The organism is Pseudomonas sp. A2 (genome assembly GCF_023100865.1).
Lineage (GTDB): Bacteria > Pseudomonadota > Gammaproteobacteria > Pseudomonadales > Pseudomonadaceae > Aquipseudomonas > Aquipseudomonas asiatica.
The window spans coordinates 2,435,847-2,461,688 of record NZ_CP039127.1 but is presented as its reverse complement, the minus strand read 5'-3'; the positions used below and the strand labels follow the sequence as shown (position 1 = coordinate 2,461,688).

The window sequence follows — 25,842 nt, the reverse complement described above, 5'->3', positions numbered from 1 at the left end:
GGACGGAAAACGGCCAGCAGCAGTGCCTTGGGTTCGACAGGTGGCGCAAAAGGCCGGGGTACCGATCATGGCCCCATATAGAGCTAAACCATTATTCAGAGACGTTTCCTACAAGCTTTTAGGAAGCCCAATGCCTCTCTAGAAAGCGATTCCCCGTTAGTGTTCAGAGGTCGACAAGGACCTGTCCAACACGAGGATCGCTCATGACCATCAGCCAACGTATTGCCCTCGCGATTGCCGAAGCCGGGCTGCCGCACGACCAGTGCATGTTCTGCGAGCGCCAGGGCCTGCCGATCCTGCCGCTGCGCCGCGCCCTGGTGCCCGATACCCGCCCCGAGTGTGTTTCCACCGTGGCGGATAACCGGCATATCACGGCGAAGATCGGCTTGCGCACCTTGCGCAGGGGCTTCCTGTATGTGCTGCTCGACCAGCAGGTCTGGCATGCCTATGCCGTCAGCGAGCAAGGTCATCTGCGCCGCTTCAACCCTTACGAGCCGCCAGATGGCCCGCCTTCGCCGCTGCCCGAAAAATGCGTGAACGCAGATCACGACATTCCTTCGGCCTTTCTCAACCTCGATACCGACAGGTACACCAGCGCCTGGCTGGCCTTCTCCAGTGACGCCTGGCCGGTGAGCGTGCTGAACGCCTACAAGAGCGGCGCGTCGCCTGCGCATCGCTTCCAGGGCCTGGACCTGATTCAGGCGCGCAACGATCCCGAACTGCTGGGCATCGCCATGACACCCGATAAGCTTGGGGTCGACCAGCAGGTGTTCGAGTATGCCCAGCATGGCTGTGCCCCCTTCGACAGTGCGCATGGCTTTCACAGCCGCTGGTTGCGCCGGTTCGCCCTGCGCGGGTATCTGGTCAATGCGATCAACCGGCACAAGCTGGAAAACGGCGTGCTGGCAGTGGTGCTCGACGACACTGTCGGGCTGATTCAGGAGTACAACCATCAGCGCTTGAACTGGGTAGTGAAGCGTCAGGCCTGGCGTGAAGAACCGATGCGCGCCTATCAGCTGCAGACCTCGCAGATCCTGCAGATCATTCGTGCCACGCACAGGGAATGGGCGGCGCAGAAGGTGCCGTCGCTGGAACCGATGACGGGTGATGGGCCGCCGGTGTTCACCGACCCGGCAGTCGAGCGGCAGCTGTTGGTCGAGCGTGCGCAGCAGGCGAGTGACGAGCGGCTTGAAGAGCGCTACCACGAACCGCAGCGGGCCGCGTTCCAGGCTGAATATGAGCAGCAGGAACGTGAGTTTCAGCGTTACATCGACAAGGACGCCCAGGCGTACGTTGCCTTGTTCGATACGCCCATGTTCAAGGTGGCCGAGGCATACGACTACGACGGTAATGATCGTGAGTCCGGGGTGGCCTACGCCAAGACCATGGCCCTGTGCCTGGGCGGCGGGGTTACGGAAGCTGTCGTCCCCCGCCTTGAACCGCATATTCCCGCTTCCGGCACCAGCGAACTGCTCTGGTTGAAATGGCTGCAGGACCCTGACAGCCCGCCCTACCGCGCCTTGCTGATGCGCGACCAGGCACTGCTGGCCGGGCTGCTGCCCAGTTTCTCCGCCACAGAAGCGATCAACTGGAACGACAGCGACAAGCTTTACGGCATGCTGAGCAAGATCATCGCCAGCGATGACGCTGGCTTGCGCACGCGCAATACCCTCAAACAGGCCATTGCTGAAACGCAGGGTGCGCTCAATGCGGCCAGTCAGCGGCTGGCGCCATGTCTGTCGCCAGGTATTCAGAAGGCTGTGCGGCATTTGAACAGTGCCACGCAGTTTCTCTACAACGGCGTCCACCTGATCGAACTGGAAGTGAAGATGAAGCTGGGCGAGTACTACGCCTTGCAGAGCGCCCACCTCCGGGAGTTGCAGCACAAGGCCAATGTGTCGATCGCCGAGGCGCGGGACCGGATGCGCCGCAATATCGATGACTTCGAGTTTGGCTCGATGAAGGCCATGCGCAAGGTGCGGCCGATCATCCAGCACGGGCTGATGAGCCTGGCCGTGCTCGATCCACGGTTCACCAATACGATGATCAGCGTGACGGTGTGGGTCGAGGGCAAGGCCGAGGAAGTGCATGGCCGGTTGTTCAAGGAGGCCAGCATGGGGGTGACCCAGGCGAGCAGCGCGGCGCAGCTTGCCTTGGTGGATATCTCGGTGGCGGCAGGGACGTTGGAAACCGATGCGCGCAGGTTGTTGCACGGGATGAAGATCACGACGCAGCAGGCGGCCCGATTGGTTAGAACCGGTTTTTCCGGGTTGCGCGGGATTGCTGGCAGCTGGGAAGTCCTGCTGGCGATAGGCGGGTTGTATCTGCAGCAGGACAGCCTGGGCAGGAATCAGGACAAGGCGGAAACGGAGATTGGGCCCAAGGCGTATGAGGCCAGGTTGGCGTTGCAAGGATCCCAGTTGGGCCTATTGGGAGGGCAAGTCGAACTGGTTGGGCTCATTTTGAGATCAAGTGCTGGTCCACTGAATTTGGGACGAGCAAAGGGTGTAGCAGCCACAGGGGAGGCCTTGATAAGGCTTGGTGCTTTGGTGAGTGCGGTTGCAGGGGTCTTTGATGCGGCTCAAGCAATCAATGCCATGAGGCGCACCGCCGCTGCGGGTGATGATGCCGCATACAACCGACATCTAATTTCGGCCGTTTTGTATGTTTTTGGCACTGTCGCTTTCGGATTCGCAGTACTCAATCCCTTGGTTTTCGGCCCGCTGGGATTGGCGATCGCCCTCACGCTTGCTGCTTATCAACTAAGCAAACGCGCTCAGGAAAATGAATCAACTGATCTGGAGCGCTGGGTAAGGCGGTGCTGCTTTGGAAAAGCAGACGAAAAGCCGACCATTCATTGGAATGTTCCAGAACAGGCGGATATCGCTTTTGCCGAACTCAATGCTGCCACGCTAGGCGTTCAGGCGAAGTTGAATTTTGAGTCGCGCTTGGCAACTGATCCAGGGCTTCCGAAAATCGGCGGCTTGATTGGTGCCGAAATAATTAGAAAGTTAAAATTCTTGATCGCATTGCCTATGTATGATCAGCGGTCATCGGGATATCGCTGGAAGTTGATCGTGCATCGTCACGGTGATGGCAGTCACCCCGATTACGTTGGCGGGGAAACTATTGCTTCGGGTGATTTTTTTGCAAATGCTGAAGAACCTCTCTCACCGTCCTCTTCATTTTCCAGCTTTGCATCGCCACGAATCCCCGATCACGACCGCAGTATTTCAATTAGCGAGAAGCAGAAACCTTATTCTACTGGACTCTGTCAGTTAGAGATTTCTGGCTCGATATCGCTCATGGCAACTATAGGAAAGCACACGATCTTGGCGGCTACGCTGTTGGTCATGTACTGGCCGGATCGGAGTCTACCAAGTGGGTACATTGAGATTTGTGTCAGGGAGATTAACTAGTGAAACGTGATGATGAAGTTTTGTGCGAACGTGCTTTAGGCTGGAGTCATGACCTTCCCAAGGTGGATGAAGTGCCAAAATGGCGGAGCGTATGGGCGAGTGTCAAACCTGCACCCAATTATTTCGATGATGTGTATCTCGAGTTACCACGGAGCAGCACCATCCTTCGAGGTGTTATATTTTTGATTGGGGTTCCGAGCTTACTATTTACTCTAGGAATGACGCTTTACTTATATTGGATCCTTTTGCATGGCAGTTGGCCGCGCGACTGGCTTACAAACATATCAATAGCTCTTCTTCCGGTAGCATTAGGGGCTTTGACTGCCTATGTCAGGCTTGATCTGGTTGCCCCTAGAGACGAGCCAATTCGCTTCAACCGACTTCGCCAGAAAATATATCTTTATGAGTTTCGATATGACCGTATCTTCATCTTCAGTCGCAAACGCTGGGGCGTCAAACCGGTCGCCTACAACTGGGACGATGTAACCGCCGAAGTCTACCGAGTCTACGCCCCCGGCCACGGTGGCCTGATCGAAAACGTCATGCTGTCGGTCCGCAACCCGGAAACCAACGAAGTCATCGACCGTGTGTTCTTCACCTATGACCTCTACAAAGGCGAAGCCTACTGGGCCATCGCCCGACTATTCATGCAGCAAGGCCCCGAAGCCCTGCCGAAGTTCGTACACCCACCCCGTGACTGGAACGATGACGATGGCCTGAGCCACATGCATTGCCTGGCACCAAAGGTTCATTGGCCGGAGGACATTGACCGTGAATCCCGCACTGCCCCATCTGACTGAGAAGGCCGATGCTTTGAAGCAGTGGTTTTATACGGCCCGTGACAGATGCCGAATCTATCTAAATATGGCGGCATGATCCGGAACTAAACTAACAAGTGGCACTTGTTTGCGAGGATAGGATCATGGCCTATGTCGATTGGCGATTGCGCGGCGCAGGGGTCGACCTTTGCAACTGCGATTATGGCTGCCCCTGCCAGTTCAATGCCTTGCCCACCCATGGCACTTGCGAAGCGGCAGTGGGCTATCACATCGAGGAGGGGTACTTCGACGAGGTGTCGCTGGCCGGCTTGAATGTGGCCTGCACCTTCGCCTGGCCTGGGCCCATCCACGAGGGCGGTGGGCAATGCCAGGCCTTTATCGATGAACGCGCCAGTGATGCCCAGCGCCAGGCATTGCTGACCATTCTCAGCGGCCAGGAGCAGGAACCCACGGCCTTCTTCGCCATTTTTGCCAGCACGGTGCAGACCATGCACGCACCGCAGTTCGTGCCGGTTGAGGTGCACACCGACCGCGCCGCACTGACCGCCAGCATCCACGTGCCCGGGGTGCTGGATGGCCGGGCCGAGCCGATCCGCAACCCCGTGGACGGATCGGTGCACCGGGCCAGGCTGGTGCTGCCAGAGGGCTTCGAGTTCGGCGAAACGGACTGCGCCAGCGCCACCTTCAACTGCTCCGGGGCGGTGAAGCTGGACTATGCCGGGCGAAACGCCATGCTCTACGACCTGGATATGGGGCCAAATGGCATCATCCGCGGCTAGCCGCTGGCCAGCCCCGGGCGCGCTGCTGACCGGCGCGCTGGTGCTGATGATCAGCGCGCTGGGTTGGTGGTGGCACGTCGAGCAGGCAACGACCATGGCGGCGATGGGCGAGATGCAGATGCCACCCACCGCCTGGTGGTCGCGCCAGGGCGCGCTGACCCTGCTGATGTGGTTGGCGATGATGCAGGCGATGATGCTGCCGGCCGCCCTGCCGGTGTTCCTGCTTTACCGACGCTGCCTGCTGCGCGACAGCACCGGCCCATTCAAGCTGCTGCTGTTCTGCGCGGCCTATGCGCTGCTCTGGTGTGGCTTCGCCCTGCTGATGACCCTGCTGCAGGCCCTTGGCGAATGGCTTGGCTGGCTCGATCCCATGACCCTGCGCCTGCCACCGCTCATGGGTGCGTTACTGCTTCTGCTGGCCGGTGGCTACCAGATGAGCCAGGGCAAGGCCGCTTGCCTGGAGCATTGCCAGAGCCCGCTTTTCTTTCTTCAGCACCATGTACGCCCGGGCCTTGGCGGCGCCTGGAGGCTGGGGTTGCAGCATGGCCTGTACTGCATCGGTTGCTGCTGGGCGCTGATGCTGGTGCTGCTGGTGGTTGGCGCCATGAGCCTGTGGGGCATGGCCGCGCTGGCGATGCTGGTTCTGGCGGAGAAAGTGTTGCGGTTGGGCGCGGCCTGGCGCCGCTACAGTGGCGCCCTGCTTAGCGCTGGTGGTCTGCTGCTGGCGCTATGGCCGCATATCTGACAACCCGCCCGGGCCTACCCGGGCGGGTGCAGCGGTACCACGCCGAAGCCATTGGCGTCAGGCCAGCGCCTCGCGGCTGTGCTGGCCGTCGACCAGGCGTTGCAGGCCCAGCGGGTTGGCGTTTTTCAGGGCGTCGGGCAGCAGCGCATCCGGGTAGTCCTGGTAGCACACCGGCCGCAGGAAGCGGTCGATGGCCAAAGTGCCGACCGAGGTCCCACGGGCATCGGACGTGGCCGGGTATGGCCCGCCATGCACCATGGCATCGCACACTTCGACACCGGTCGGGTAACCATTGACCAGCAGGCGCCCAGCCTTGCGCTGCAGCAGCGGCACCAGCGCAGCGAAGCGCTGCAGGTCTTGTGGCTCGGCAATCAGCGTTGCCGTCAGCTGCCCGTGCAAGGCTTGCAGCGCGCGGCGCAGTTCGGCTTCGTCGGCCACCGCCACGGCCACCGTGGCCGGCCCGAACACCTCCTCCTGAAGCAACGCATCACCGTCAAGCAGCAGGCTCACATCCGCCTGGAACAGCTGCGCCTGCGCCTGGTCGCCAGCCTGGTCGGCGCCGGCCAGGTGACGCACGCCCGGGTGCTGGTGCAGGCGTTGCACGCCCTGGGCATAGCTGCGCAATGTACCGGCATTGAGCATGGTCTGCCCGGGCTGGTCGGCCAGCTGCGCACCAAGGGCCGCCAGGAAGTTGCTGAACGCTTCGCCGGCAATACCGATGACCAGCCCGGGGTTGGTGCAGAACTGCCCGCAGCCCAGCACCACCGAACCGGCCAGCTCCCTGGCCACCTGCTCGCCCCTGGCCTGCAAGGCCGCCGGCAAGACCAGCACCGGGTTGATGCTGCTCATTTCGGCGAACACCGGAATCGGCTGCGGGCGCGCTGCAGCCAGCTCGCACAGCGCACGGCCGCCCTTGAGCGAACCGGTGAAGCCCACGGCCTGGATCGCCGGGTGGCGCACCAGCGCTTCGCCGACACCGGCACCGTAGATCATGTTGAACACGCCCGCGGGCATGCCGGTGGCCACCACTGCCCGCTCGATGGCCTCGGCCACCCGTTCGGCAGTGGCCATGTGGCCGCTGTGCGCCTTCACCACCACCGGGCAACCGGCGGCCAGCGCTGCGGCGGTATCACCCCCAGCGGTGGAGAAGGCCAGCGGGAAGTTGCTGGCGCCGAACACAGCTACCGGGCCGACGCCGGTGCGATACTGGCGCAGGTCGGGGCGCGGCAGCGGCTGACGCTGGGGTTGGGCACGGTCGATGCGAGCCCCCAGGTAGTCGCCACGACGAAGCACCGAGGCGAACAGGCGCATCTGGTTGCTGGTGCGCGCGCGTTCGCCCTGGATGCGCCCGGCCGGCAGTGCGGTTTCGCGGCACACGGTGGCGACAAAGGTGTCGTCCAGCGCATCCAGCTGGTCGGCAATGGCATCGAGGAACTGCGCACGGCGCTGCGGCGCCAGGGCGTTGTATTCGGCGAAGGCCGCTTCGGCAGCCTGGGCGGCGGCGTCCACCTCCTCCGGGGTGGCTTGGGCAAAGGCCTGCGGCAAGGCTTCGCCGGTGCGCGCGTCGAGGCTTTGCAGGCGCACGCTGCCGGCAGCGCTGCGCTGGCCGCCAATGAAGTTGCTTCCGGTCATGGTTGGCTCCTGTAATGAGGAAAGAAGATTCAAAGGTTCATGTCAGCCATGGAGTGCACATGCCCCGCCATGTCAGCAGGGCCCCTGTGGGAGCGGCTTCAGCCGCGAACACCGGCGCAGCCGGTGCCATGCACCGCGCCGGGCCCTTCGCGGCTAAAGCCGCTCCCACAGGTACGCGGGCGAACCCGACACACTGCTCGCCTGACTGCTCAAAGGCTTTTCACCACCCCGGGGCGAACCTGCCCGGGCGCGGCGGCAATGCCGTTGCGCAGCGGCTGGCCGAAGGCGTCGAGGCTGACTTCGAAGGTGTCGCCCGGGCGCGCCTGGATGCCGTCGGCGAACGACAGCGTGGCAGTGCCGAAGTAATGCACGTGGATATCGCCGGGGCGCAGGAACTGGGTGTACTTGAAGTGGTGAAATTCCAGGTTCTCGAAGCTGTGGCACATGTTCTGCTCGCCCGAGAGGAACGGCTTGCGCCACAGCTCCTGGCCGTCGCGCAGGATGCGGCTGGTGCCTTCCAGGTGGGCCGGCAGCGCACCCAGGCGCAGCTCTGGGCCGAAGCTGCAGGCGCGCAGCTTGGAATGGGCCAGGTACAGGTAGTTGCGCCGCTCCATCACATGGTCGGAAAACTCGTTACCCAACGCATAGCCAAGACGGTAAGGCATGCCGTCGGCACCGATCAGGTACAGCCCGACCAGCTCTGGCTCCTCGCCGGCATCTTCGGCGAACGCCGGCAGCGGCAGGTCGGCGCCAGGGCGCACGACGATGCCACCGTCGCCCTTGTAGAACCACTCCGGCTGCGCGCCCTCCTGGCCTGCCGGCGGCCGACCGCCATCGAGGCCCCACTGGAACATGCGCATGCTGTCGGTCACCGCGCCTTCGGCCTGCTGCTGATGCATCTTGTCGCGGGTTGCGGCGCTGCCCAGGTGGGTCAGCCCGGTGCCGGTGACCAGGCAGTGCGCCGGGTCCGGGTGGTCCAGTGGTGGCAACACGCGGCCTTCAGCCAGCAGGGCCAGGTAGTCGTGGCGCTCGCCCAGGCCGGCAGCCTGCACTTCAGCGGCCAGGTCACGGCCGGCGGCAATGGCTTGCAGGGCCAGCTCGCGGGTGCTTCCAGCGCCCTGCACCTGCAGGGCGTAATCGCCTTCCACCACGCCCACGCAGCGCTCGCCGGTGGCGGTTTCAAATTGGATCAATCGCATGTTTGTGCTCGCTTCTCGGTTGCGAAAATTAGCGGGAGGCTTCGGCTGCCCGCGTGGAAGCCAGGCGCTGGCGGCGCTCCAGGCGGTTGTAGACAACCCCGGTGAGCAACAGCCCGAACAGCATCACCACGGCCAGGAAATACAGCCCCGACGAAAGCTGCCCGGTGTGCTCCTTGAGCGCGCCGATACCGAACGGGCCCAGGTAGCCGCCGAGGTTGCCGATCGAGTTGATCAAGGCGATGCCGGCTGCAGCGCTGGCCCCGGAGAAGAAACGGCCCGGCAAGGTCCAGAAAATGGCGGTGCAGGAGAACAACGCGAATGCCACCAGGCACAGCGCTGCCAGCTGCATGACCGGCACGCTAAGCCAGGCACTGAAGAACAGGCCGATCGCACCCAGGGAATACAGCAGGCCGAGGTGGCCATAGCGGTCGTTCAGGCGGTCGGAGCTGCGCGGCACGATCAGCAGGCCGATGATGCCGAACAGGTAAGGCACGGCCGAAACGAAACCGGTGACCAGGTCACTGCCGCCAAACTGGTGGATCAGCGTCGGCAGCCAAAGGCCCAGGCCGTAAATGCTCAGGGTCACCGGCAGGTAGAACAGCGCCAGCAACAGCACCCGGCTGTCCTTCAGGGCATGCAACGGATTGCCATGGCGGGTCTGGCCGAACTCGCGCAGGTCGTTGGCCAGTTGTTCCTGCAGCCAGCTGCGCTGTTCGTCGCTGAGCCAGCGCACCTTGGCCGGGCTGTCTGGCAGCAGGCGCAGGGTCGGCCAGGCCAGCAGCACCGCGGGGGTACCGATGCAGATGAACAGCCATTGCCAGCCATGCAGGCCGTAGATGCCATCGAGCCCCAGCAGCGCGCCCGAGAGCGGCCCGGTGATCAGCATCGCCAGCGGCTGGGAGAGGATGAAGAAGCCGAGGATCTTGCCGCGATGGCGCACCGGGTACCACTGGGTGATGTAGTACAGCACGCCCGGAAAGAAGCCCGCCTCGGCCGCCCCCAGCAGAAAGCGCATCACGTAGAAACCGTTGGGCCCGGTAACGAACGCCATGCCGACGGTGATCGCGCCCCAGGTAACCAGAATGCGGGCGAACCAGCGGCGCGCGCCAAAGCGGTCGAGCAACAGGTTGCTCGGCACCTCGAACAGGAAGTAACCAATGAAGAAGAGCCCGGCACCAAGGCCGTAGGCCGCGTCACCCAGGCCGATGTCGGCGCCCATGTGCAGCTTGGCGAAGCCCACCGCGGAACGGTCGACATAGGCCACCAGGTAAAGCAGTACCAGAAAAGGGATGAGTTTCAGTGTGATCAGGCGGACGAGCCGCTGCTCCTGAATCATGGCGATGTCTCCAATTGTTCTTGTAATGGGTACAGCACCTGGCCGGGGACTTTTTGGCAGACCTCTGACCTGGGTGAATGATCTTATAGTATTACTAATTGAGCCAACAAGCCTTCACAGAGAGCATTTTTATCAGTACAGTCGATCGCACAACGACAAATAGTAATACTAATTAGGTGTTCCCATGTCTGATAACAAACGCCCACTGCGCTCCGCCCAATGGTTCGGCACCGCCGACAAGAACGGTTTCATGTACCGCAGCTGGATGAAGAACCAGGGTATTCCTGACCACGAATTCCAGGGCAAGCCGATCATCGGCATCTGCAACACCTGGTCGGAGCTGACCCCGTGCAACGCGCACTTCCGCAAGATTGCCGAACATGTCAAAAAGGGCGTGCTGGAGGCTGGCGGCTTCCCGGTGGAGTTCCCGGTGTTCTCCAGCGGCGAGTCCAACCTGCGCCCCACCGCCATGCTCACCCGCAACCTGGCGAGCATGGATGTGGAGGAAGCGATCCGTGGCAACCCGGTGGACGCCGTGGTGCTGCTGACCGGCTGCGACAAGACCACCCCGGCGCTGCTGATGGGCGCGGCGAGCTGTGATGTGCCGGCGATCGTGGTTACCGGCGGGCCGATGCTGAACGGCAAGCACAAAGGCAAGGACATTGGCGCCGGCACCATCGTCTGGCAGATGCACGAGGCCTACAAGGCCGGCCAGATCGACCTCAACGAGTTCCTCTCGGCCGAGGCCGGCATGTCGCGCTCGGCGGGTACCTGCAACACCATGGGCACCGCCTCGACCATGGCCTGCATGGCCGAAGCGCTGGGCACCTCGCTGCCGCACAACGCCGCCATTCCGGCGGTGGATGCACGCCGTTACGTGCTCGCCCACCTGTCGGGCATGCGCATTGTCGACATGGTGCGCGAAGACCTGCGCCTGTCGAAAATCCTCACCCGCGAAGCCTTCGAGAACGCCATCCGCGTCAACGCCGCCATCGGTGGCTCGACCAACGCGGTGATTCACCTGAAGGCCATTGCCGGGCGTATCGGCGTGGACCTGCAGCTGGAAGACTGGACCCGTATCGGCCGCGGTACGCCAACCCTGGTCGACCTGCAGCCTTCGGGCCGTTTCCTGATGGAAGAGTTCTACTACGCCGGCGGCCTGCCTGCGGTCATCCGCCGCCTGGGCGAACACGGCCTGCTGCCCAACCCTGCCGCGCTGACGGCCAACGGCAAGAGCCTGTGGGACAACTGCCAGGCCGCACCGCTGTATGACGAAGAGGTGATCCGCCCGATCGACAAGCCGCTGGTGGCCGACGGCGGCATCTGCATCCTGCGCGGCAACCTGGCGCCCAAGGGCGCCGTGCTCAAGCCCTCGGCCGCCACCCCGGCGCTGATGCAGCATCGTGGCCGCGCCGTGGTGTTCGAGAACTTCGACGACTACAAGGCACGCATCAACGACCCCGAGCTGGATGTGGATGCCAGTTCCGTGCTGGTGATGAAGCACTGCGGGCCCAAGGGCTACCCGGGCATGGCCGAGGTCGGCAACATGGGCCTGCCGGCCAAGCTGCTGGCCCAGGGCGTGACCGACATGGTGCGTATTTCCGATGCCCGCATGAGCGGCACCGCCTACGGCACCGTGGTGCTGCACGTGGCGCCGGAAGCGGCAGCTGGCGGGCCGTTGGCTGCCGTGCGCGAAGGCGACTGGATCGAACTGGATTGCAAGGAAGGCCGGCTGCACCTGGACATTTCCGACGAGGAACTGGCCGGCCGCCTGGCAGACCTGCAAGCCCCGCCGCAGTTGATCAGCGGTGGTTACGCCAGGCTGTACCTGGACCACGTCATGCAGGCCGATGAGGGTTGCGACTTCGACTTCCTGGTCGGATGCCGAGGGGCGGCGGTGCCCAAGCACTCGCACTAAGGCCTGATGTCATTGGGGCATGCCCGCCCCCGCAGGTACTGCGCTGGCTTCGAGTTGACGCTACACCTGTGGGAGCGGCTTCAGCCGCGAACACCGGCGTAGCCGGTGCCATCCACCGCGTCGCCTGCTTCGCGGGTGAACCCGCTCCCACAGGGACGGCGCAGGCTTCAGGCTCACGCGGTACCTGTAGGAGCGGCTTCAGCCGCGAACACCGGCGCAGCCGGTGCCATCCACCGCGTCGCCTGCTTCGCGGGTGAACCCGCTCCCACAGGGACGGCGCAGGCTTCAGGCTCACGCGGTACCTGCGGGAGCGGCCGTGGCCGTGAACACCGGCGCAGCCGGTGCCATCCACCGCGTCGCCTGCTTCGCGGGTGAACCCGCTCCCACAGGGACGGCGCAGGCTTTGGGCTCGCGCTGTACCTGTAGGAGCGGCTTCAGCCGCGAACACCGGCGCAGCCGGTGCCATCCACCGCGTCACCTGCTTCGCGGGTGAACCCGCTCCCACAGGGACGGCGCAGGCTTCAGGCTCACGCTGTACCTGTAGGAGCGGCTTCAGCCGCGAACACCGGCGCAGCCGGTGCCATCCACCGCGTCGCCTGCTTCGCGGGTGAACCCGCTCCCACGGGGACGGCGCAGGCTTCAGGCTCACGCGGTACCTGTAGGAGCGGCTTCAGCCGCGAACACCGGCGCAGCCGGTGCCATGCACCGCGTCGACGCGCTAATGCTATGATGCTGCCCCCGCCAGAAGGATCCGCCCCGCCCCACATGAACTACCGCCAACCCACCACGCGCAAGAGCATGCACGCCACCCTGGTCCAGGACCTTGGCGTACAGATCGTATCCGGCCAACTCGCACCCGGGCAGAAGCTGCCTTCCGAGGCCAGCCTTTGCGAAGCCTACGCGATCAGCCGGCCGGTGTTCCGCGAGGCGATGCGCGCCCTTACCGCCAAGGGCCTGATCGAGGCCCGCCCGCGGGTGGGTACCCTGGTTCGGCCGCGCCATGACTGGCACATGCTCGACCCGGACGTGCTGCACTGGCTGATGCAGGCCACACCGCAACAGGAATTCTTCAACATGCTGAGCAGCGTACGCTGGGTCATCGAACCCGCCGCCGCCGCACTGGCCGCCACCAACGCCAGCGCCGACGACGTCGACTCGATCGCCGAGGCCTACCAACGCATGGAAGCCGCCCGCAACCATGAAGAGCGCCTGCAACCGGACCTGGACTTCCACGCCCGCATCGCCGACGCCACCCACAACGACCTGCTGGCCTACCTGTGCAACATGCTGTCGATGGCGCTGCGCGAGTCGGTGCGCTACTCCAACCAGCGGGCGAATTTCGACGAACTCGCCCTGCCCCGCCACAAGGCGATTCTGACCGCTATCCAGAACGGTGACGCGCTGGGCGCGCGGCATGCTTCACTGGTACAGCTTGAAGATGCCCGCGTGGCGCTGGCCAAGGTACTGGGGCAGGACCCGACAAGCTGAGGTATCGACCGAGCCTACCTCAGCCACCGGGCCCGCCGATCAGAACACCGACCAGCCGATCCGCGAACTGAGCAGTTCGAGCGCCGCCATCCCGGCCAGGGAGTTACCCGCCGCATTCAACTCCGGCGACCACACGCACACGGTGAATTGCCCCGGCACGATGGCCACAATCCCGCCCCCCACGCCACTCTTGCCCGGCAACCCTACCCGATAGGCGAAATTCCCTGCTTCGTCATACAACCCGCTGGTGGCCATGATCGAGTTCACCTGCTGGGTCTGGCGCCGGGTCAGAATCTGCTCACCGCTGTGCTTGCAGAACCCATCATTGGCCAGGAAACAGAACGCCCGGGCCAGGTCCAGGCAATTCATCTGCAGCGCGCAATAGCTGAAATAGCTGCGCAGCACCGTCTCCACTTCGTTATGGAAGTTGCCGAATGACTGCATCAGGTAAGCCATGGCCGCGTTACGCGCACGGAACTGATACTCCGAGTCGGCAACGCGGGCATCGATCGCGATATGGGGATTGCCCGATAGCCGCCGCACGAAATCGCGCATCGACAACGTGGGTGCAGCGAAGCGCGACTGGTTGATATCGCAGATCACCAACGCACCCGCATTGATAAAGGGATTACGCGGCCGACCGCGTTCGAACTCCAGCTGTACCAGCGAGTTGAACGGCTGGCCGGAAGGCTCATGGCCAAGCCGCTGCCAAATGGCTTCCCCGGAGTGCCCGATCGCCTGCACAAGGCTGAACACCTTGGAAATACTCTGCACCGAGAACGGCACCAGCGCGTCGCCTGCGCAGTAATAGCTGCCATCGTTGCCATAGACCGCGATGCCCAGCTGGTTCGCCGGCACATCGGCCAGCGCGGGAATGTAGTCAGCCACTTTGCCCTTGCCGATCAAGGGACGTACTTCTTCGAGAATCTCGTTCAACAGCGTTTGCATGAAAGGCCCTGTATCAGTCCCCAGACGACGGCTAAGGGGTAGCATTCTTGACGAAGATCGAGCGAAAGAAATCACACTCCCGGCAAGAAATTGTCGGCCGACCGTGCATCACGCCATGGCCTATGCTGTGCTTGTTTCGACGGTATACAGACCGCGCACCCGCCAGGTACCCAAGCCAACCAAGGAACGGAGGACCCACAATGCCAGCTTGCCCCTTGCCCGCTGACGAAGCGCTGCGCCAGCGCACGCTCGACGACATGAACCTGGTCGACACGCCAGCCGAGCATTACCTGGATACCTTGGTGCGGCTCACCCAGGACCTGGCCCATGTGGACACTGTGCTGATCAGCCTGATCGACCAGGACCGGCAGTGGTTCAAGGCCCGCATAGGCCTTGAGGCAAGCGAGACGACGCGCAGTGTTTCGTTCTGCGGCTACGCCATTCTCGGCGAGGATACCCTGATGGTGCCCGACGCCAAGTGCGACAGGCGCTTCGTCGACAACCCGCTCGTGCTGAACGCGCCCTACATCCGCTTTTACGCCGGCCACCCCTTGCGTGCTGGCAACGGTAAAGCCATCGGTACGCTGTGCATGTTCGACCCGCGCCCGCGCGTGCTCAGCGAGGCTCAGCAAGCGAACTTCAGGGACCTGGCCACGCTCGCCGAGGGGTATCTGCAGCTGCGTACCTTGGCCCAGGTGAACCGCGATCTGCGGCTTGAAATGGATCGCGAGCAGCGCAAAGCCCTGCTCGACCCTTTGACACAACTGTGGAACCGCGGCGCGCTGTCGGCGTTTGAAGCGCATGAACGGCGATTGGCCGAGGTGAACGGCTTACAGCTGGGTGCGGTTTATGCCGACCTGGATCACTTCAAGTCCATCAACGACAAGTACGGCCATGGCGGTGGTGACAAGGTGCTTTGCGAAACGGCCCGTCGCCTGCGCGCGGCACTGCGCCCCGATGACCTGGTGGTGCGCCATGGGGGTGAGGAGTTTGTTGCAATTTTGCAGGTGAAGGACAGCGAAGAGCTGACCCGGATTGCTGAGCGGATTCGCGAACAGGTGGGTGCCAGCCCGATGCAGTTGCCCTGTGGCCAGTTGAACGTAACCCTGAGCATCGGGTGCACCCTGTTCACCAAGGGTGAAACGCTGGATGACGCACTGGAACGCGCTGACAAAGGGCTTTATGACGCCAAACAGAATGGACGAAACCGGGTTGTGTACATAGCGCTACCCCTCTGAGACGAGCACGATCCGGGTTGTGCGGCATCTCTTCCCGCACGTCAGCCCTGATTTTCTGGTTCGCTTAAAGTGTGTCGCCCTCAAGGCAAGTCCACCTCCGCCTTAGCTTGCTCAATCGACAGCTTGCTGCACGCAAAGACTATGAGTTGGCTTGCCAACGCTGGCTGCGTAGAAACTCCAAATTACCCTTGGTAGACACCAAGGCCCGAGCTAAGATGTTGAAGCTGCCCGGGATCATTTCATCATTTGTTCAGAGCGAGTATTGGTAACTGAGGGGGCATCAGGTGTACCCGCACGTACTGCCAGTTGAAGATTTTTCCTGCCATCTGGTTCCATACCTCTCTGGGTGTTTTTGCACCTATAAGCAGCCGAGGCGGCATTCGGGCGACCTTACTGTTGAAGGTCAAATAACACAACTTACTATAATAAGGCAAACCGTGCAGACCTACACCTCGAACAGCTGTAGGGCACATCAATAAGGTATCACCAAAAGTAAAAAGCTGAAACGCATCCACTTGTACCCTGCCATCAGAGCGAAGCTTGGGATGCCATTGCAAAGGGTCCAGATCAGCAAGCTTCACCTGCTCATCTAGGACGAAACTAGTAGCCTGCATTTGTCGAACCTTCAGTTTCCCCGCAACAATATATGTAATGCTCGACATTGCGCCATGAGAAGCGACCAAATAACCACCGAAAAATAACATAACGCCCAAGGCAGCTATTTGCACTCGACGATAGACATCTCCCTGAAGTAGATGAAACAGCATCGCCGGAACGAGGCTCAGCACCAGAACAAAACTCGAGAACACCGCTACAAAATTTACTGCCTCTTGATCATCTCTTCCGACGTAGCTCTGTGTTATCAGCAGCAGTGGAGCCGCACCGGATATTACTGTGAGGACCAGTGTGAATGTGATAGAAAAACTCACCACCCTCCTTGCATTTCGGGGAGCCCCCACAGCGATGAGGCGCCGTGCCTTAGGAATTCGCGTAACCGCTAAAAATGCAAATATTGTGGCAAGTGCCACTATTGATAAAGACCCAGCTACGCCCACTCGATCGCTAAAATAGAATACAACCACAACAAAGGAGACGATCCCTACTATTACCGGAATAAGCAACCAGACAGCCAGGAAGCGTGTAACATTTCTGCGCCGCGAAATAAATGAAACTGAAGTGGAGAACAGCCATGCGCACGACATTAAAACCCAAAACTGCAAAAACATGATAAAAAGCACGCACAATAACCATGCCAACAAAGCTGACTTCGAGTCCAGCGTCAGCATAAAGAGATCGGCACGACCAATCGCCAGCGTGTATACATAAAGGCTGAGCATACCAAAGCCTGTTCCAACGAAAATCAGAAACACACTAATAGCCGACCAGTGCTCGGATAAACGTCGCAACCACTTCTTACTAAAGCTTGGAAAATTTGTTGCACTAGAATCTGACATGGCTAGTCCCTTATTGGTAATTTCCTTACGCAACTCATAACGGCACTAACGCCGCCGTTGATGAGCGAGCTCAATCTAACATAAATATTTCGCTGAGCAGCTTTAAAGGCGTCTGGGCCAGAGTTGCAGCGGGATGACTTCCGGGTTCAGCGCCATTAATTTGCCACCACCTCCATGTGTTCTGGCAAAATGAGGGGCTTGAGGTATTTCTATAAGGACAGAGAACGTGACAGGAAGAAACTGGTTCCATGCGGCAGGCATTTTGTGGCCCCGCCTTGTTGAAGCTGCATCGAAGCGTCAGACCCCAACATACGGTGAGCTATCGCCCTTGGTGCAGACCAACCCGTTGTCGATGCGCTATGCTCTTGACCCAATTCAGGTGCATTGTCTGGATGCGGGTCTACCCCCACTATCATCCATCGTAATCGGAGCCGTGACGGGGGTTCCTGGACCTGGTTTCATTGGATGGCCGCTGGATGATATCGGCACCGCTCATGAGCTCGTCTTTGCCTACGACTGGAGCCAGGTTGCGAATCCGTACGAGGCTTTTGGCGTGATGGATACCCCGGAGTCTTTGGCACACTCTCTGGTTGAAAATCCTGAAAACCGTGAGGACGTTTATGCCAAGGTAAAAGTTCGAGGCATTGCACAAACGGTCTTCAAGAAAGCATTAATGTTGGCGTATCGGGGGCAATGCGCCATGTGCAAGCTTAGCTTCCCACAAGCGCTTGATGCTGCTCATATCATCCCTTGGACCTTCGCTACTCCCGGCCAACGTCTCGACCCGAGAAACGGGCTTCTTCTCTGCTCCTTACATCATCGGCTGTTCGATGGCGGCGTTATTACTATCACTCCGGATGCACGGGTTCATTTTTGCGACCCCGAAATGGCCGACGGTCCCTACTCCCACGCAGATGAAAATATGACGGCCGGTTTGCATGGCAAGGCTGCGCATCTACCCGACGATCCTGCGCTACGCCCTAGTCGTGAAGCCCTTGCCGATCACTACCAGCGGCACTCCTGGGTAGATGTCCCAGCAGCGCTAGGTGAACAGTTACTCTAATCAGTCGAAGAGCTCGGGGCTCAAGCACTTCAGCCAGTACCGCCAGCCCCGATCTCATCCATGAAATCCGCAAGAAACACTTCAAGCCGAACATGACGTTCAGCAGCCAGCCGAGCCCCTTCAGCAGTTTTAAAACCTGACGCAAGCTTGAGCAGCTTGGTATGAAAGTGCTCGACCGTATACGCCTTGTCCTGATACTCCCTCCCCCGCGCAGTGGGGTTCTCGAAATCGTACAGCGCCGACCCCATTCGCCCGGAAACGTAAAAACACCGGGCGATACCCACTGCACCTATGGCGTCCAGGCGATCGCTGTCCTGAAGAATCCTGGCCTCAAGGGTGAGTGGTTCGAAGCCAGCCGAGTAGCTGTGGGTTTTGACTGCATGCGCCACCTGCTCGATGCGCTGCAAGGGCCAGCCCATATCAGCCAGGATTGACGCCGCCCTTTGTGCGGACAGCGTTGACGCCTGCCCACGCAAGGGCGAGTTCTTTTCTACTGCGACACAATCATGCAGCACAGTCGCTGCAAGCAGCACTTCCAGGTCGCCGCCTTCTACGCGCTGTATCCGTTGCGCGTTGACCCATACGCGATGGATGTGGGACAGGTCGTGGGAGCCATCTGGCTGGTCAGCCGGTAGATACTTCAGCAGGTCCGCGGCAAAGCGCTGGAAAGGGGCAAAAGCTTCGATAGTCATCTTTGGTGCATTCCATGGGCTGTTACTTGGCGTCCGTTGCAGGGGGCTGGCCCGTGACCTGCCTTGGTCCAGATGCGAGCGGGTCAGTTTCAAGGCTTGAGTGGCTAAAGTCCATGCTCGACCGTTTGTTGGCATCGCGACATAACTGGATACAGGGATTCGTGAGTGGAAAGCTTTTTGAGATCCACTGGCCGTTAACTGAGCAGTCGGCGTTGCATGCTGTGAAGGTGAATGGGCAAAAAAAGTCAGAATTAACCCCTTCCTTGTAGGCCATTTCCCAAAGATACTCCCTGCGCCTGTTTTTCGTTGCACATGGAAATCGTGAACCATAGTCTCGACCTGCCGCTACCAATTGGCGGCACGGTTTTGACAGGCCGTGGTTCACTGAGAGCATGTGCAATGCCAGTTATGGCAGCTGTGCGTGGGGCACCTTTGTGTGCGCCGGGATTCTCAGTGCCCCCGGTCTGTCAACCCACAAACAGCTGCCACCCTTCCGTTTGACAGCGGATCTGCGGCAGCCCTTTAAGGCACTGAGAGGGTTTATGCTGAAGATAGTCCCTGATCCACCCCACAATGTTCTATCCCTTGAAGACACCCTGATCCAGGCCACGGATTACGCGCTGTGCGCGGCGACCGTTGTGCATCAGGCTATGTTGCTGCAGCCCAAATCGCCTGCGTCGATTCTGATGATGGCCTCGATGCATGAACTGGAGACGCTGCGAGCTTTGCTTGAGTCCGCACTGGTCCAGGTGCAGATGCCCACTGAGCCTAGGACTTTGCACTAAGGCTTCATTTATGTGTCGCCTGGGCTGCCCCTATCGCCAGCAAGCAAGGCTCCCACATGGATCTAAGCTGCCCCACAAATCTCGAGGCCTATGCAGTATTTGTGGGAGCTGGCTTGCCGGCGATGAGGCCAGACCAGGCACTAGAAATTTCGGGGAGATTGAACAATGACCACAGAAGAAACCAAATTCACCGTCGGCAAAACCACCTTCTACCAAGGTGAAAACCAGACACATCCGCTGTTCCGCATCGAAGCAGGCATCCCCTGCCAGAGCGCCCGCGAACAGGCCTCGGAGCTGATGGGCTATGCACGGGATATGACCCTGGACGGCTTGATGGAAGACAAACCTCAGCTGATCTGGGCATCGCATTACCTCTGCGCATTGGCTAAGGCGCTGATGGATGATGCCGAGCTGGGAATGATGCGCTGAAGCACCCCTCCCTCACTGGATGCCTTCAAAACCTAAGTCCATCCCTCGTTTTGAAGGCGCTCCAGCTGCCCCCCACCTTCACACCCAGGCAGTGTTAGCGTGCGCTTAGCAATCTACTAGGACTCGATTACCCATCGCCCGCGCAACATTACTTTCAACTCGTCAACACTTAGAGTCTTATCTCTCTTGCGATGGACAACCGCGTGACAGTTGGCGCACAACGTCACGAGGTCTGTCTCAGGGTTCACGGCCTTCTCCCCACCAAAGTCCGAAATCGGTACTACGTGATGAACGTGAATGAAGCCCTTCGCGTGTTCGCCGTATGCCTGTTCGAAATCAAACCCGCATGCCTTGCAGTCAAGCCCGTGGATGGCGATGGCCTTTACCCTGAGATCTTTCCGGCGCTCGTAACGGGTTCCAAAGTAGCTTGTTTTGCTGCCTTCACTGGCCGATTCAAAAGTAAGTGGGTCGTCTTCCGTATCCGGTACAGCCGCCTCAGCACCCGAAGGCAGGAGCGTCGCATGGCTTAAGATGGCATCGTAATCGGATTGAGAAATTGGCCGAACGCCATCACGCCAGTAGTTACTCATACGGCTGGCGGGGATAGTCTCCAGGTACTCGCCGTCAATTTTCGCGGGGACAGAGTCTTCAAACGGCGTGAAGTTTTCGATCAGAGCAAACAGATCACCCTTGTCACTCCTCCGGTCTGCATAGACCTGACCTATGCGTGCCTTACCAAAATAATGCGGATCGGTGCTGAGGCGGAGGGGAGCAAAGGCTTTGTCCTTGATGCGCCCTTTGTAGTAGATCACCTCGGTTCCCTGCGCGAGCCAGGCTTGGTAGCGCTTGGGGAAGTGATAGACAGCGCCTGTCTCGTCTTCCCACTGCGATGTGTCGTTTTCAACGATGACGACGGGCATATACTTTCCTCTCGACTGATGGCAAAAGCCTATCAAAAAAGAGGAAATTTCCTACGACATAATGAGAAGTGAGCCCCATTTCCAGCGGTTGTAGAACTGGCCATGTCCTACAAGAGCCGAGGTGGTATGTCGTACCTACAGCATTCCAACCTTCACGAGCTTGTAGCTTATGAACTAGCGATACGTTAGCGTATGGCGGACGCGGGTTCAGTTCCCCCCGGCTCCACCAAATGATCAATCAAAGACGTCCACGGACGTCTTTTTTTGTGCCTGAAACCCAGCAAATACGCGACCTCCAACGTTTTTGCGGTCTTTTGAGAGTTTTTGAGTTCCAGCCGTTCGGGTATTCCAGACGGTATTCCAGCTCACCCGGTGCTAATCTTTGGAATACCGAATCAGTGCTTGAGGACGATCTCATGCCTGCTCAATACCTCCGCCTCTCCGATCGACAGCTAAGGGAGTCAAACCGGCGTCCAAGGATTATGTCCTTACGGACGGTGACGGTTTGCAGCTCCGGGTAGGCAGCAACGGCTCGTTGCTGTGGAATTTCAACTACCGCGAACCGGTGACCAAAAAGCGCATCAACATCGGGTTCGGGACCTACCCCGACCTGTCACTGGCGAATGCACGAAAGATGGCAGTCGATGCCCGCGAGCTGCTCGCTCAAGGCATCGATCCGAAGGTGCAGCGCAATACGCTGAATGAAGCCAAACGCGCGGAAACCGAACACACCTTCGAGAACGTGGCCACCGCGTGGTTCGAGCTTAAGAAGGACTCGGTCACCCCGGCCTACGCCGAGGACATCTGGCGGTCTCTAACACTGCACGTATTCCCCGATTTGAAGACGACACCACTCGCGAAAATCACTGCGCCGATGGTGATCGCACTGCTTCGCCCAATCGAAGCGAAAGGCAGCCTGGAGACGGTCAAGCGTCTTAGCCAGCGGCTAAACGAGATCATGACCTACGGCGTAAACTCCGGCCTGATCTTCGCCAACCCGCTCACCGGCATTCGGGCAGTATTCAAGAAGCCCAAGAAACAAAACATGGCTGCGCTTCCGCCCGAAGAACTCCCCGAGCTCATGCTGGAGATCGCGAACGCCAGCATCAAACGCACCACTCGCTGCCTGATCGAATGGCAGTTGCACACGATGACTCGCCCCGCCGAGGCAGCGACTACTCGCTGGGCAGACATCGACTTTGAAAGGCGCGTTTGGACTATCCCTGCGGAGCGGATGAAGAAGCGCCGCCCACATAGCATCCCGTTGAGTGATCACGCTGTCGCACTGCTGGAGTCACTGAAGACTCACAGCGGTCATCGCGAGTACGTCTTCCCGGCCGATAGAAATCCACGCACTCACGCCAATAGCCAGACCGCCAACATGGCGTTGAAACGCATGGGTTTTCAGGATCGGTTGGTTAGCCACGGCATGCGCTCGATGGCCAGCACCATCTTGAATGAACATGGGTGGGACCCCGAACTCATTGAGGTCGCACTGGCGCATGTCGACAAGGATGAGGTGCGCAGCGCCTACAACCGAGCCGACTACATTGAGCGAAGGCGCCCGATGATGGCCTGGTGGAGTGAGTACATCCAGAAAGCCGCCACCGGCAGCCTGCTCGTCTCTGCATACGGCCAAATCAGAGACAAGAACGTGGTGCCGATCCGCTAGCGCTATGCAGGCGCAATAACGGCAGCGACAACAACTGAGCGTTCAAGATTCAGGGAAAGCAGCCTCGTTTATCCGCTTGTCAGCACGGGTCCATCCAAACAGGGCTGCAAAGCCGCCCTGTTTGGATGGACCTCACTTTGAAGAGCTAAAAGCCACAACGTTGTCCGGGATTTACCATGGAATTCCACCGATGGATAACCACTTTTCACGCCCTCAAGGGCGCTGAATTTCGGCCCTTGACCGGGTTTATCCACAGGCGTAGAACTGGCCGTGCAAAGGCTGTCGATGACAGCACCCCAGGTGACCCGAGCCTTAAAGGTCACGCCGCTCTGCGGTGGTTCTCCCCAAGGGCGATTCGCATCCGGTAGCTCGCCCGGTCACTACCCATGTGGTGGATGCTCTTACACATATAGCGCTCGTGCGCCAGATACACCGTACCTCGCTGCCCTGCAGCAACCTATCCGCTTGGCCGAATCCTGCGCCAACCTGTGCCCGTCTCTTTCTCTGGAAAGAGACGGGCACTTCTACCACTGCTGCAGCCCTGATCGCACATGGCTTTGCGGCAATTCCCCTCGTGACAATCGGCGTGACAAACGCCGATGTCACCAGCAACAGCGCTGTAGATGATGGTGCCGCAGACCAAGGAATGAACTGCACCTGACTGACAGTCAGGCATGCCCCGGTCATCGCATTGCTGCTTGCACATGGCTCAGGATCTTCAGGCGCAGGTCTCGTCAGCCAGTGCTGCCTCCACCCGCCCACCGGTAACAGTGCTCAGGAGGCCAGATCATGAGATGCCCTTGCTCCCGGTCGTAAGGAGCCGCCAGTCCCGCGCAGAGGACATTCCCCACAGGTCGCATGGGCCTTGATCCCTGATAACACTCAACATTCTTGGCGGGATGACGTGGGGCGAGGATCGGAGACCAGGCGATGAGGTGATTCGACATGGCATTGGTGGGTAGACGCGATGGCCGTAATTTCGGCTACGGCAGGCAACTGAGCTACGCAGGGCCGCAGGCGTTGAAAGACATGTTCGGCGGCGGCCACTACGGCACGGTGAAGGCACACTGTGATCGGTGGCAGGCATTCGTCAGATGGTGCCGCTCCGAACAAGGGCCCGGTATCAATGATGCGCGGCAGATTGATCGGAAGGTATTGGCGGACTATGCGGCGTACCTGCGCGACGTGGTAAGGCGCGGTGACCTTGCTGTCAGCACCGCACAAAACCGCCTATCCAGCGTTAACAGGACAATGGCGGCGCTGCGCGGTGATCAGAGTGTGAAATTGCCCAGTCCGAGCAAGGCGTTGGGAATGCAGCGCACCGGAGTTCGCCAATCGGCTCCGCAAGGCCAAGACCGCGAACAGGTTAAGCAGATCGTCGATGCGCTTTGTCGCGATCATCAGCAACGGGCCGCAGCGATTGTTCTGTTGGCGCGAGCCACCGGCATGCGCTTGCGTGAGGCCATCTTGGCTGACCTGCCACGGCTGAGCCGTGAGGCTCAAGACTTAGGCCGGATCAACATTCAGGACGGCACCAAAGGCGGGCGCGCCGGAGCCTTGGCGCCACGCTGGATTGCGGTGAACGAACATGTTCGAGCTGCACTTGGGTTTGCACGGCAGGTGTCACCTGCGGGTAGCCGCAACCTGATTGCACCAGATGAAAGCTACCTGACTTTAATGCAGGAAATCATCCGCCCTGCGCGGGACATCCTGCATGACCACAACCTCAAAGGCTTCCATGAGCTACGAGCAGCGTACGCATGTGAGCGCTATGAGCAAATCACCCAGCACCACGCACCTATCAACGGCGGGCAATGCTACCAGTTAGTAAAAAACCTTGATCGTAAGGCCAGAAGGCAAATCAGCTATGAGCTGGGGCACGGTCGAATCGATGTGGTCGCGGCCTACATTGGAGGAAGCATGTGAGTAAGCCATTCGATATGGAACTGTTCTTGGCTGCGGTGATGGCGGGATCGTACGCAACGCGGCAGCGCCATATACGCCAGGCGAAAATCATTCAGGCTGAAATAGCAGAGCGCTGGCAGCAACAGACGCCTTGGGCTTGGAAGAAAAAACACTTAGGGATTCTCCGATCAAGTCAGCACAGGCCATCTGACCTGTGCTGAAATAGCCCTCCGTCCAACTGCCTTCTACAAGTCCGCCATCCCATGAGTCAGATGAGCTTTTCCGATTTCGAGTACGCCGGCAAGCGCAAGCAAACCCGTCGCGAGCGTTTCCTGGCCGAGATGGAACAGGTGGTACCGTGGAGTGGACTGGTGGCGTTGATCGAGCCTCACTACCCAAAGGCTGGCGGTGGCCGCAAGCCTTATCCTCTGGAAACCATGCTGCGCATTCACCTGCTGCAGAATTGGTTCTCTTTGAGCGATCCCGCCATGGAAGAGGCGCTGTACGAGATCACTTCGATGCGCCAGTTCGCTCGTCTGACGCTCAGCGCTCCGATCCCCGAAGACACGACGATCATGAACTTCCGGCACCTGCTGGAGAAGCATCAGTTGGCAGCCGGCATTCTGGAAACCATCAACAATTACCTGCAAGACAAGGGCCTGTCGTTGCGCCAGGGCACCATTGTCGACGCGACCATCATCCACGCGCCCAGTTCGACCAAGAACAAGGAAGGCAAGCGCGATCCTGAAATGCATCAAACGAAGAAGGGCAACCAGTACTATTTCGGCATGAAGGCCCACATCGGCGCGGATGCTGAATCGGGTCTGGTGCATCACGTTCATGGCACCGCCGCGAACGTAGCTGACGTGACGGAGGTCGCTCAGCTATTGCATGGCGAAGAGAATGTCGTGTGTGCGGATGCGGGTTACACAGGCGTGGAAAAGCGGCCAGAACACGAGGGACGGCAGGTGATATGGCAGGTCGCTGCCCGCCGCAGCACCTACAAACACTTGAGCAAACGCAGCGTGCTCTACCAAGCCAAGCGCAAGATCGAAAAGGCCAAGGCGCAAGTGCGTGCGAAGGTGGAGCACCCGTTCCGGGTGATCAAACGCCAGTTCGGCTATGTAAAGACTCGTTTTCGCGGCTTGGCCAAGAACACGGCGCAACTGACCACGCTGTTTGCCCTGTCGAATCTGTGGATGGTGCGCCGGCAATTATTGCCTGCTGCGGGAGAGGTGCGCCCGTGAGTCCGGATAACCAAGGCTTTGCCTTGGTTATCCAATAATCAGCGACTGAAAAGCGGGCTTTTCGGCATCCCTAAGCCGCCCATTTCCGACTGATGAGCAACTTGTTCGGAGTTTCCTTAGATTGGTTTCTTGAGCATAGGCTGAGTCAACGCAGCGGTTCTACACGGTATTACTATTTGCTCACCGTGCGACTG

At 60.0% G+C, this 25,842-nt stretch carries 20 protein-coding genes and 1 pseudogene; 14 read left to right on the top strand and 7 right to left on the bottom strand.

The genetic code is table 11. The features are described 5' to 3' along the window. Window positions 1-203: 203 nt before the first annotated feature. The 4 genes from E5221_RS11485 to E5221_RS11470 all read left to right on the top strand — a co-directional run bounded on the left by E5221_RS11485 (window position 204) and on the right by E5221_RS11470 (window position 5,722). Entirely contained in the window at window positions 204-3,419 is a 3,216-nt protein-coding gene (locus E5221_RS11485; protein ID WP_247847447.1) for a T6SS effector BTH_I2691 family protein, read from the top strand. Further along, entirely contained in the window at window positions 3,419-4,219 is an 801-nt protein-coding gene (locus E5221_RS28875; protein ID WP_348984757.1) for a DUF6708 domain-containing protein, read from the top strand. The genes E5221_RS11485 and E5221_RS28875 overlap by 1 nt, the downstream gene beginning before the upstream one ends. A 122-nt stretch (window positions 4,220-4,341) precedes the next feature. Next, entirely contained in the window at window positions 4,342-4,977 is a 636-nt protein-coding gene (locus E5221_RS11475) for a DUF1326 domain-containing protein (RefSeq protein ID WP_013972018.1), read from the top strand. Beyond that, window positions 4,958-5,722 carry a DUF2182 domain-containing protein gene (locus E5221_RS11470; protein ID WP_247847445.1) on the top strand — a complete coding sequence of 255 codons (765 nt, stop codon included), beginning with the start codon at window positions 4,958-4,960 and terminating at the stop codon, window positions 5,720-5,722. Before E5221_RS11475 ends, E5221_RS11470 begins: the two co-directional genes overlap by 20 nt. Before the next feature lie 57 nt (window positions 5,723-5,779). On the opposite strand, the gene E5221_RS11465 is transcribed toward E5221_RS11470, so the two are convergent. The 3 genes from E5221_RS11465 to E5221_RS11455 all read right to left on the bottom strand — a co-directional run bounded on the left by E5221_RS11465 (window position 5,780) and on the right by E5221_RS11455 (window position 9,889). Then, the gene (locus E5221_RS11465; protein WP_247847444.1) at window positions 5,780-7,354 is read right to left on the bottom strand and encodes an aldehyde dehydrogenase (NADP(+)); all 1,575 of its coding nucleotides are present in this window, start codon (window positions 7,352-7,354) and stop codon (window positions 5,780-5,782) included. A gap of 209 nt (window positions 7,355-7,563) precedes the next feature. Next, window positions 7,564-8,553, bottom strand: a complete 990-nt coding sequence (gene araD1, locus E5221_RS11460) for an AraD1 family protein (protein ID WP_247847442.1) — start codon at window positions 8,551-8,553, stop codon at window positions 7,564-7,566. Between the two features lie 28 nt (window positions 8,554-8,581). Beyond that, complete coding sequence (locus E5221_RS11455; protein WP_247847440.1) at window positions 8,582-9,889, bottom strand: MFS transporter; 1,308 nt, start codon at window positions 9,887-9,889, stop codon at window positions 8,582-8,584. 184 nt (window positions 9,890-10,073) lie between these two features. On the opposite strand from E5221_RS11455, the gene E5221_RS11450 reads away from it, so the two are divergent. Both E5221_RS11450 and E5221_RS11445 read left to right on the top strand, forming a co-directional pair. Next, window positions 10,074-11,807 (top strand): IlvD/Edd family dehydratase, encoded by a 1,734-nt coding sequence (locus tag E5221_RS11450; RefSeq protein WP_247847438.1) that lies wholly within the window; start codon window positions 10,074-10,076, stop codon window positions 11,805-11,807. 765 nt (window positions 11,808-12,572) lie between these two features. Then, window positions 12,573-13,295: a FadR/GntR family transcriptional regulator gene (locus E5221_RS11445; RefSeq protein ID WP_024086746.1), complete on the top strand. Its 723-nt coding sequence runs from the start codon at window positions 12,573-12,575 to the stop codon at window positions 13,293-13,295. A gap of 39 nt (window positions 13,296-13,334) precedes the next feature. Here the strand turns inward: E5221_RS11445 and glsB are convergent, their stop codons facing one another. Continuing rightward, window positions 13,335-14,243 (bottom strand): glutaminase B, encoded by a 909-nt coding sequence (gene glsB / locus E5221_RS11440; protein WP_015269909.1) that lies wholly within the window; start codon window positions 14,241-14,243, stop codon window positions 13,335-13,337. 200 nt (window positions 14,244-14,443) lie between these two features. On the opposite strand from glsB, the gene E5221_RS11435 reads away from it, so the two are divergent. Continuing rightward, window positions 14,444-15,481: a sensor domain-containing diguanylate cyclase gene (locus E5221_RS11435; protein WP_247847437.1), complete on the top strand. Its 1,038-nt coding sequence runs from the start codon at window positions 14,444-14,446 to the stop codon at window positions 15,479-15,481. Window positions 15,482-15,723: 242 nt separating this feature from the next. On the opposite strand, the gene E5221_RS11430 is transcribed toward E5221_RS11435, so the two are convergent. Next, window positions 15,724-16,935, bottom strand: coding sequence for a hypothetical protein (locus E5221_RS11430; protein ID WP_137109000.1), 1,212 nt, complete (start codon window positions 16,933-16,935; stop codon window positions 15,724-15,726). A 226-nt stretch (window positions 16,936-17,161) separates the two neighbouring features. Here E5221_RS11430 and E5221_RS11425 point away from each other — a divergent pair, with 226 nt between their 5' ends. Beyond that, entirely contained in the window at window positions 17,162-17,998 is an 837-nt protein-coding gene (locus E5221_RS11425) for an HNH endonuclease (protein ID WP_247847435.1), read from the top strand. Window positions 17,999-18,027: 29 nt separating this feature from the next. Here E5221_RS11425 and E5221_RS11420 read toward each other — a convergent pair whose 3' ends face one another. Then, on the bottom strand, window positions 18,028-18,690 hold the full coding sequence (locus tag E5221_RS11420; RefSeq protein ID WP_100414106.1) for an HD domain-containing protein: 663 nt from the start codon (window positions 18,688-18,690) through the stop codon (window positions 18,028-18,030). Between the two features lie 542 nt (window positions 18,691-19,232). Here E5221_RS11420 and E5221_RS11415 point away from each other — a divergent pair. After that, window positions 19,233-19,475, top strand: coding sequence for a hypothetical protein (locus tag E5221_RS11415; RefSeq protein WP_085663224.1), 243 nt, complete (start codon window positions 19,233-19,235; stop codon window positions 19,473-19,475). A 165-nt stretch (window positions 19,476-19,640) separates the two neighbouring features. Further along, entirely contained in the window at window positions 19,641-19,904 is a 264-nt protein-coding gene (locus E5221_RS11410; RefSeq protein ID WP_003256566.1) for a DUF3077 domain-containing protein, read from the top strand. Between the two features lie 116 nt (window positions 19,905-20,020). Here E5221_RS11410 and E5221_RS11405 read toward each other — a convergent pair whose 3' ends face one another. Further along, window positions 20,021-20,824: an HNH endonuclease gene (locus E5221_RS11405; RefSeq protein ID WP_085721290.1), complete on the bottom strand. Its 804-nt coding sequence runs from the start codon at window positions 20,822-20,824 to the stop codon at window positions 20,021-20,023. Between the two features lie 416 nt (window positions 20,825-21,240). Here E5221_RS11405 and E5221_RS11400 point away from each other — a divergent pair. The 4 genes and pseudogenes from E5221_RS11400 to E5221_RS11385 all read left to right on the top strand — a co-directional run bounded on the left by E5221_RS11400 (window position 21,241) and on the right by E5221_RS11385 (window position 25,648). After that, window positions 21,241-22,496: pseudogene (locus tag E5221_RS11400) on the top strand (integrase domain-containing protein). A 945-nt stretch (window positions 22,497-23,441) separates the two neighbouring features. After that, the gene (locus E5221_RS11395) at window positions 23,442-24,422 is read left to right on the top strand and encodes an integrase domain-containing protein (protein WP_085721289.1); all 981 of its coding nucleotides are present in this window, start codon (window positions 23,442-23,444) and stop codon (window positions 24,420-24,422) included. Next, window positions 24,419-24,622: a hypothetical protein gene (locus E5221_RS11390; RefSeq protein WP_247847773.1), complete on the top strand. Its 204-nt coding sequence runs from the start codon at window positions 24,419-24,421 to the stop codon at window positions 24,620-24,622. The genes E5221_RS11395 and E5221_RS11390 overlap by 4 nt, the downstream gene beginning before the upstream one ends. A 42-nt stretch (window positions 24,623-24,664) precedes the next feature. Next, complete coding sequence (locus E5221_RS11385; protein WP_013973047.1) at window positions 24,665-25,648, top strand: IS5-like element IS2000 family transposase; 984 nt, start codon at window positions 24,665-24,667, stop codon at window positions 25,646-25,648. The last annotated feature ends 194 nt before the right edge of the window (window positions 25,649-25,842 follow it).

What these genes read in the sequence shown, in the direction of transcription:
- E5221_RS11485 (WP_247847447.1), top strand. Translation starts at nt 204, where the DNA reads ATGACCATCAGCCAACGTATTGCCCTCGCGATTGCCGAAGCCGGGCTG.
- E5221_RS11475 (WP_013972018.1), top strand. Translation starts at nt 4,342, where the DNA reads ATGGCCTATGTCGATTGGCGATTGCGCGGCGCAGGGGTCGACCTTTGC.
- E5221_RS11470 (WP_247847445.1), top strand. Translation starts at nt 4,958, where the DNA reads ATGGCATCATCCGCGGCTAGCCGCTGGCCAGCCCCGGGCGCGCTGCTG.
- E5221_RS11465 (WP_247847444.1), bottom strand. Translation starts at nt 7,354, where the DNA reads ATGACCGGAAGCAACTTCATTGGCGGCCAGCGCAGCGCTGCCGGCAGC.
- araD1 (WP_247847442.1), bottom strand. Translation starts at nt 8,553, where the DNA reads ATGCGATTGATCCAATTTGAAACCGCCACCGGCGAGCGCTGCGTGGGC.
- E5221_RS11455 (WP_247847440.1), bottom strand. Translation starts at nt 9,889, where the DNA reads ATGATTCAGGAGCAGCGGCTCGTCCGCCTGATCACACTGAAACTCATC.
- E5221_RS11450 (WP_247847438.1), top strand. Translation starts at nt 10,074, where the DNA reads ATGTCTGATAACAAACGCCCACTGCGCTCCGCCCAATGGTTCGGCACC.
- E5221_RS11445 (WP_024086746.1), top strand. Translation starts at nt 12,573, where the DNA reads ATGAACTACCGCCAACCCACCACGCGCAAGAGCATGCACGCCACCCTG.
- glsB (WP_015269909.1), bottom strand. Translation starts at nt 14,243, where the DNA reads ATGCAAACGCTGTTGAACGAGATTCTCGAAGAAGTACGTCCCTTGATC.
- E5221_RS11435 (WP_247847437.1), top strand. Translation starts at nt 14,444, where the DNA reads ATGCCAGCTTGCCCCTTGCCCGCTGACGAAGCGCTGCGCCAGCGCACG.
- E5221_RS11430 (WP_137109000.1), bottom strand. Translation starts at nt 16,935, where the DNA reads ATGTCAGATTCTAGTGCAACAAATTTTCCAAGCTTTAGTAAGAAGTGG.
- E5221_RS11420 (WP_100414106.1), bottom strand. Translation starts at nt 18,690, where the DNA reads ATGACTATCGAAGCTTTTGCCCCTTTCCAGCGCTTTGCCGCGGACCTG.
- E5221_RS11415 (WP_085663224.1), top strand. Translation starts at nt 19,233, where the DNA reads ATGCTGAAGATAGTCCCTGATCCACCCCACAATGTTCTATCCCTTGAA.
- E5221_RS11410 (WP_003256566.1), top strand. Translation starts at nt 19,641, where the DNA reads ATGACCACAGAAGAAACCAAATTCACCGTCGGCAAAACCACCTTCTAC.
- E5221_RS11405 (WP_085721290.1), bottom strand. Translation starts at nt 20,824, where the DNA reads ATGCCCGTCGTCATCGTTGAAAACGACACATCGCAGTGGGAAGACGAG.
- E5221_RS11395 (WP_085721289.1), top strand. Translation starts at nt 23,442, where the DNA reads ATGGCATTGGTGGGTAGACGCGATGGCCGTAATTTCGGCTACGGCAGG.
- E5221_RS11385 (WP_013973047.1), top strand. Translation starts at nt 24,665, where the DNA reads ATGAGTCAGATGAGCTTTTCCGATTTCGAGTACGCCGGCAAGCGCAAG.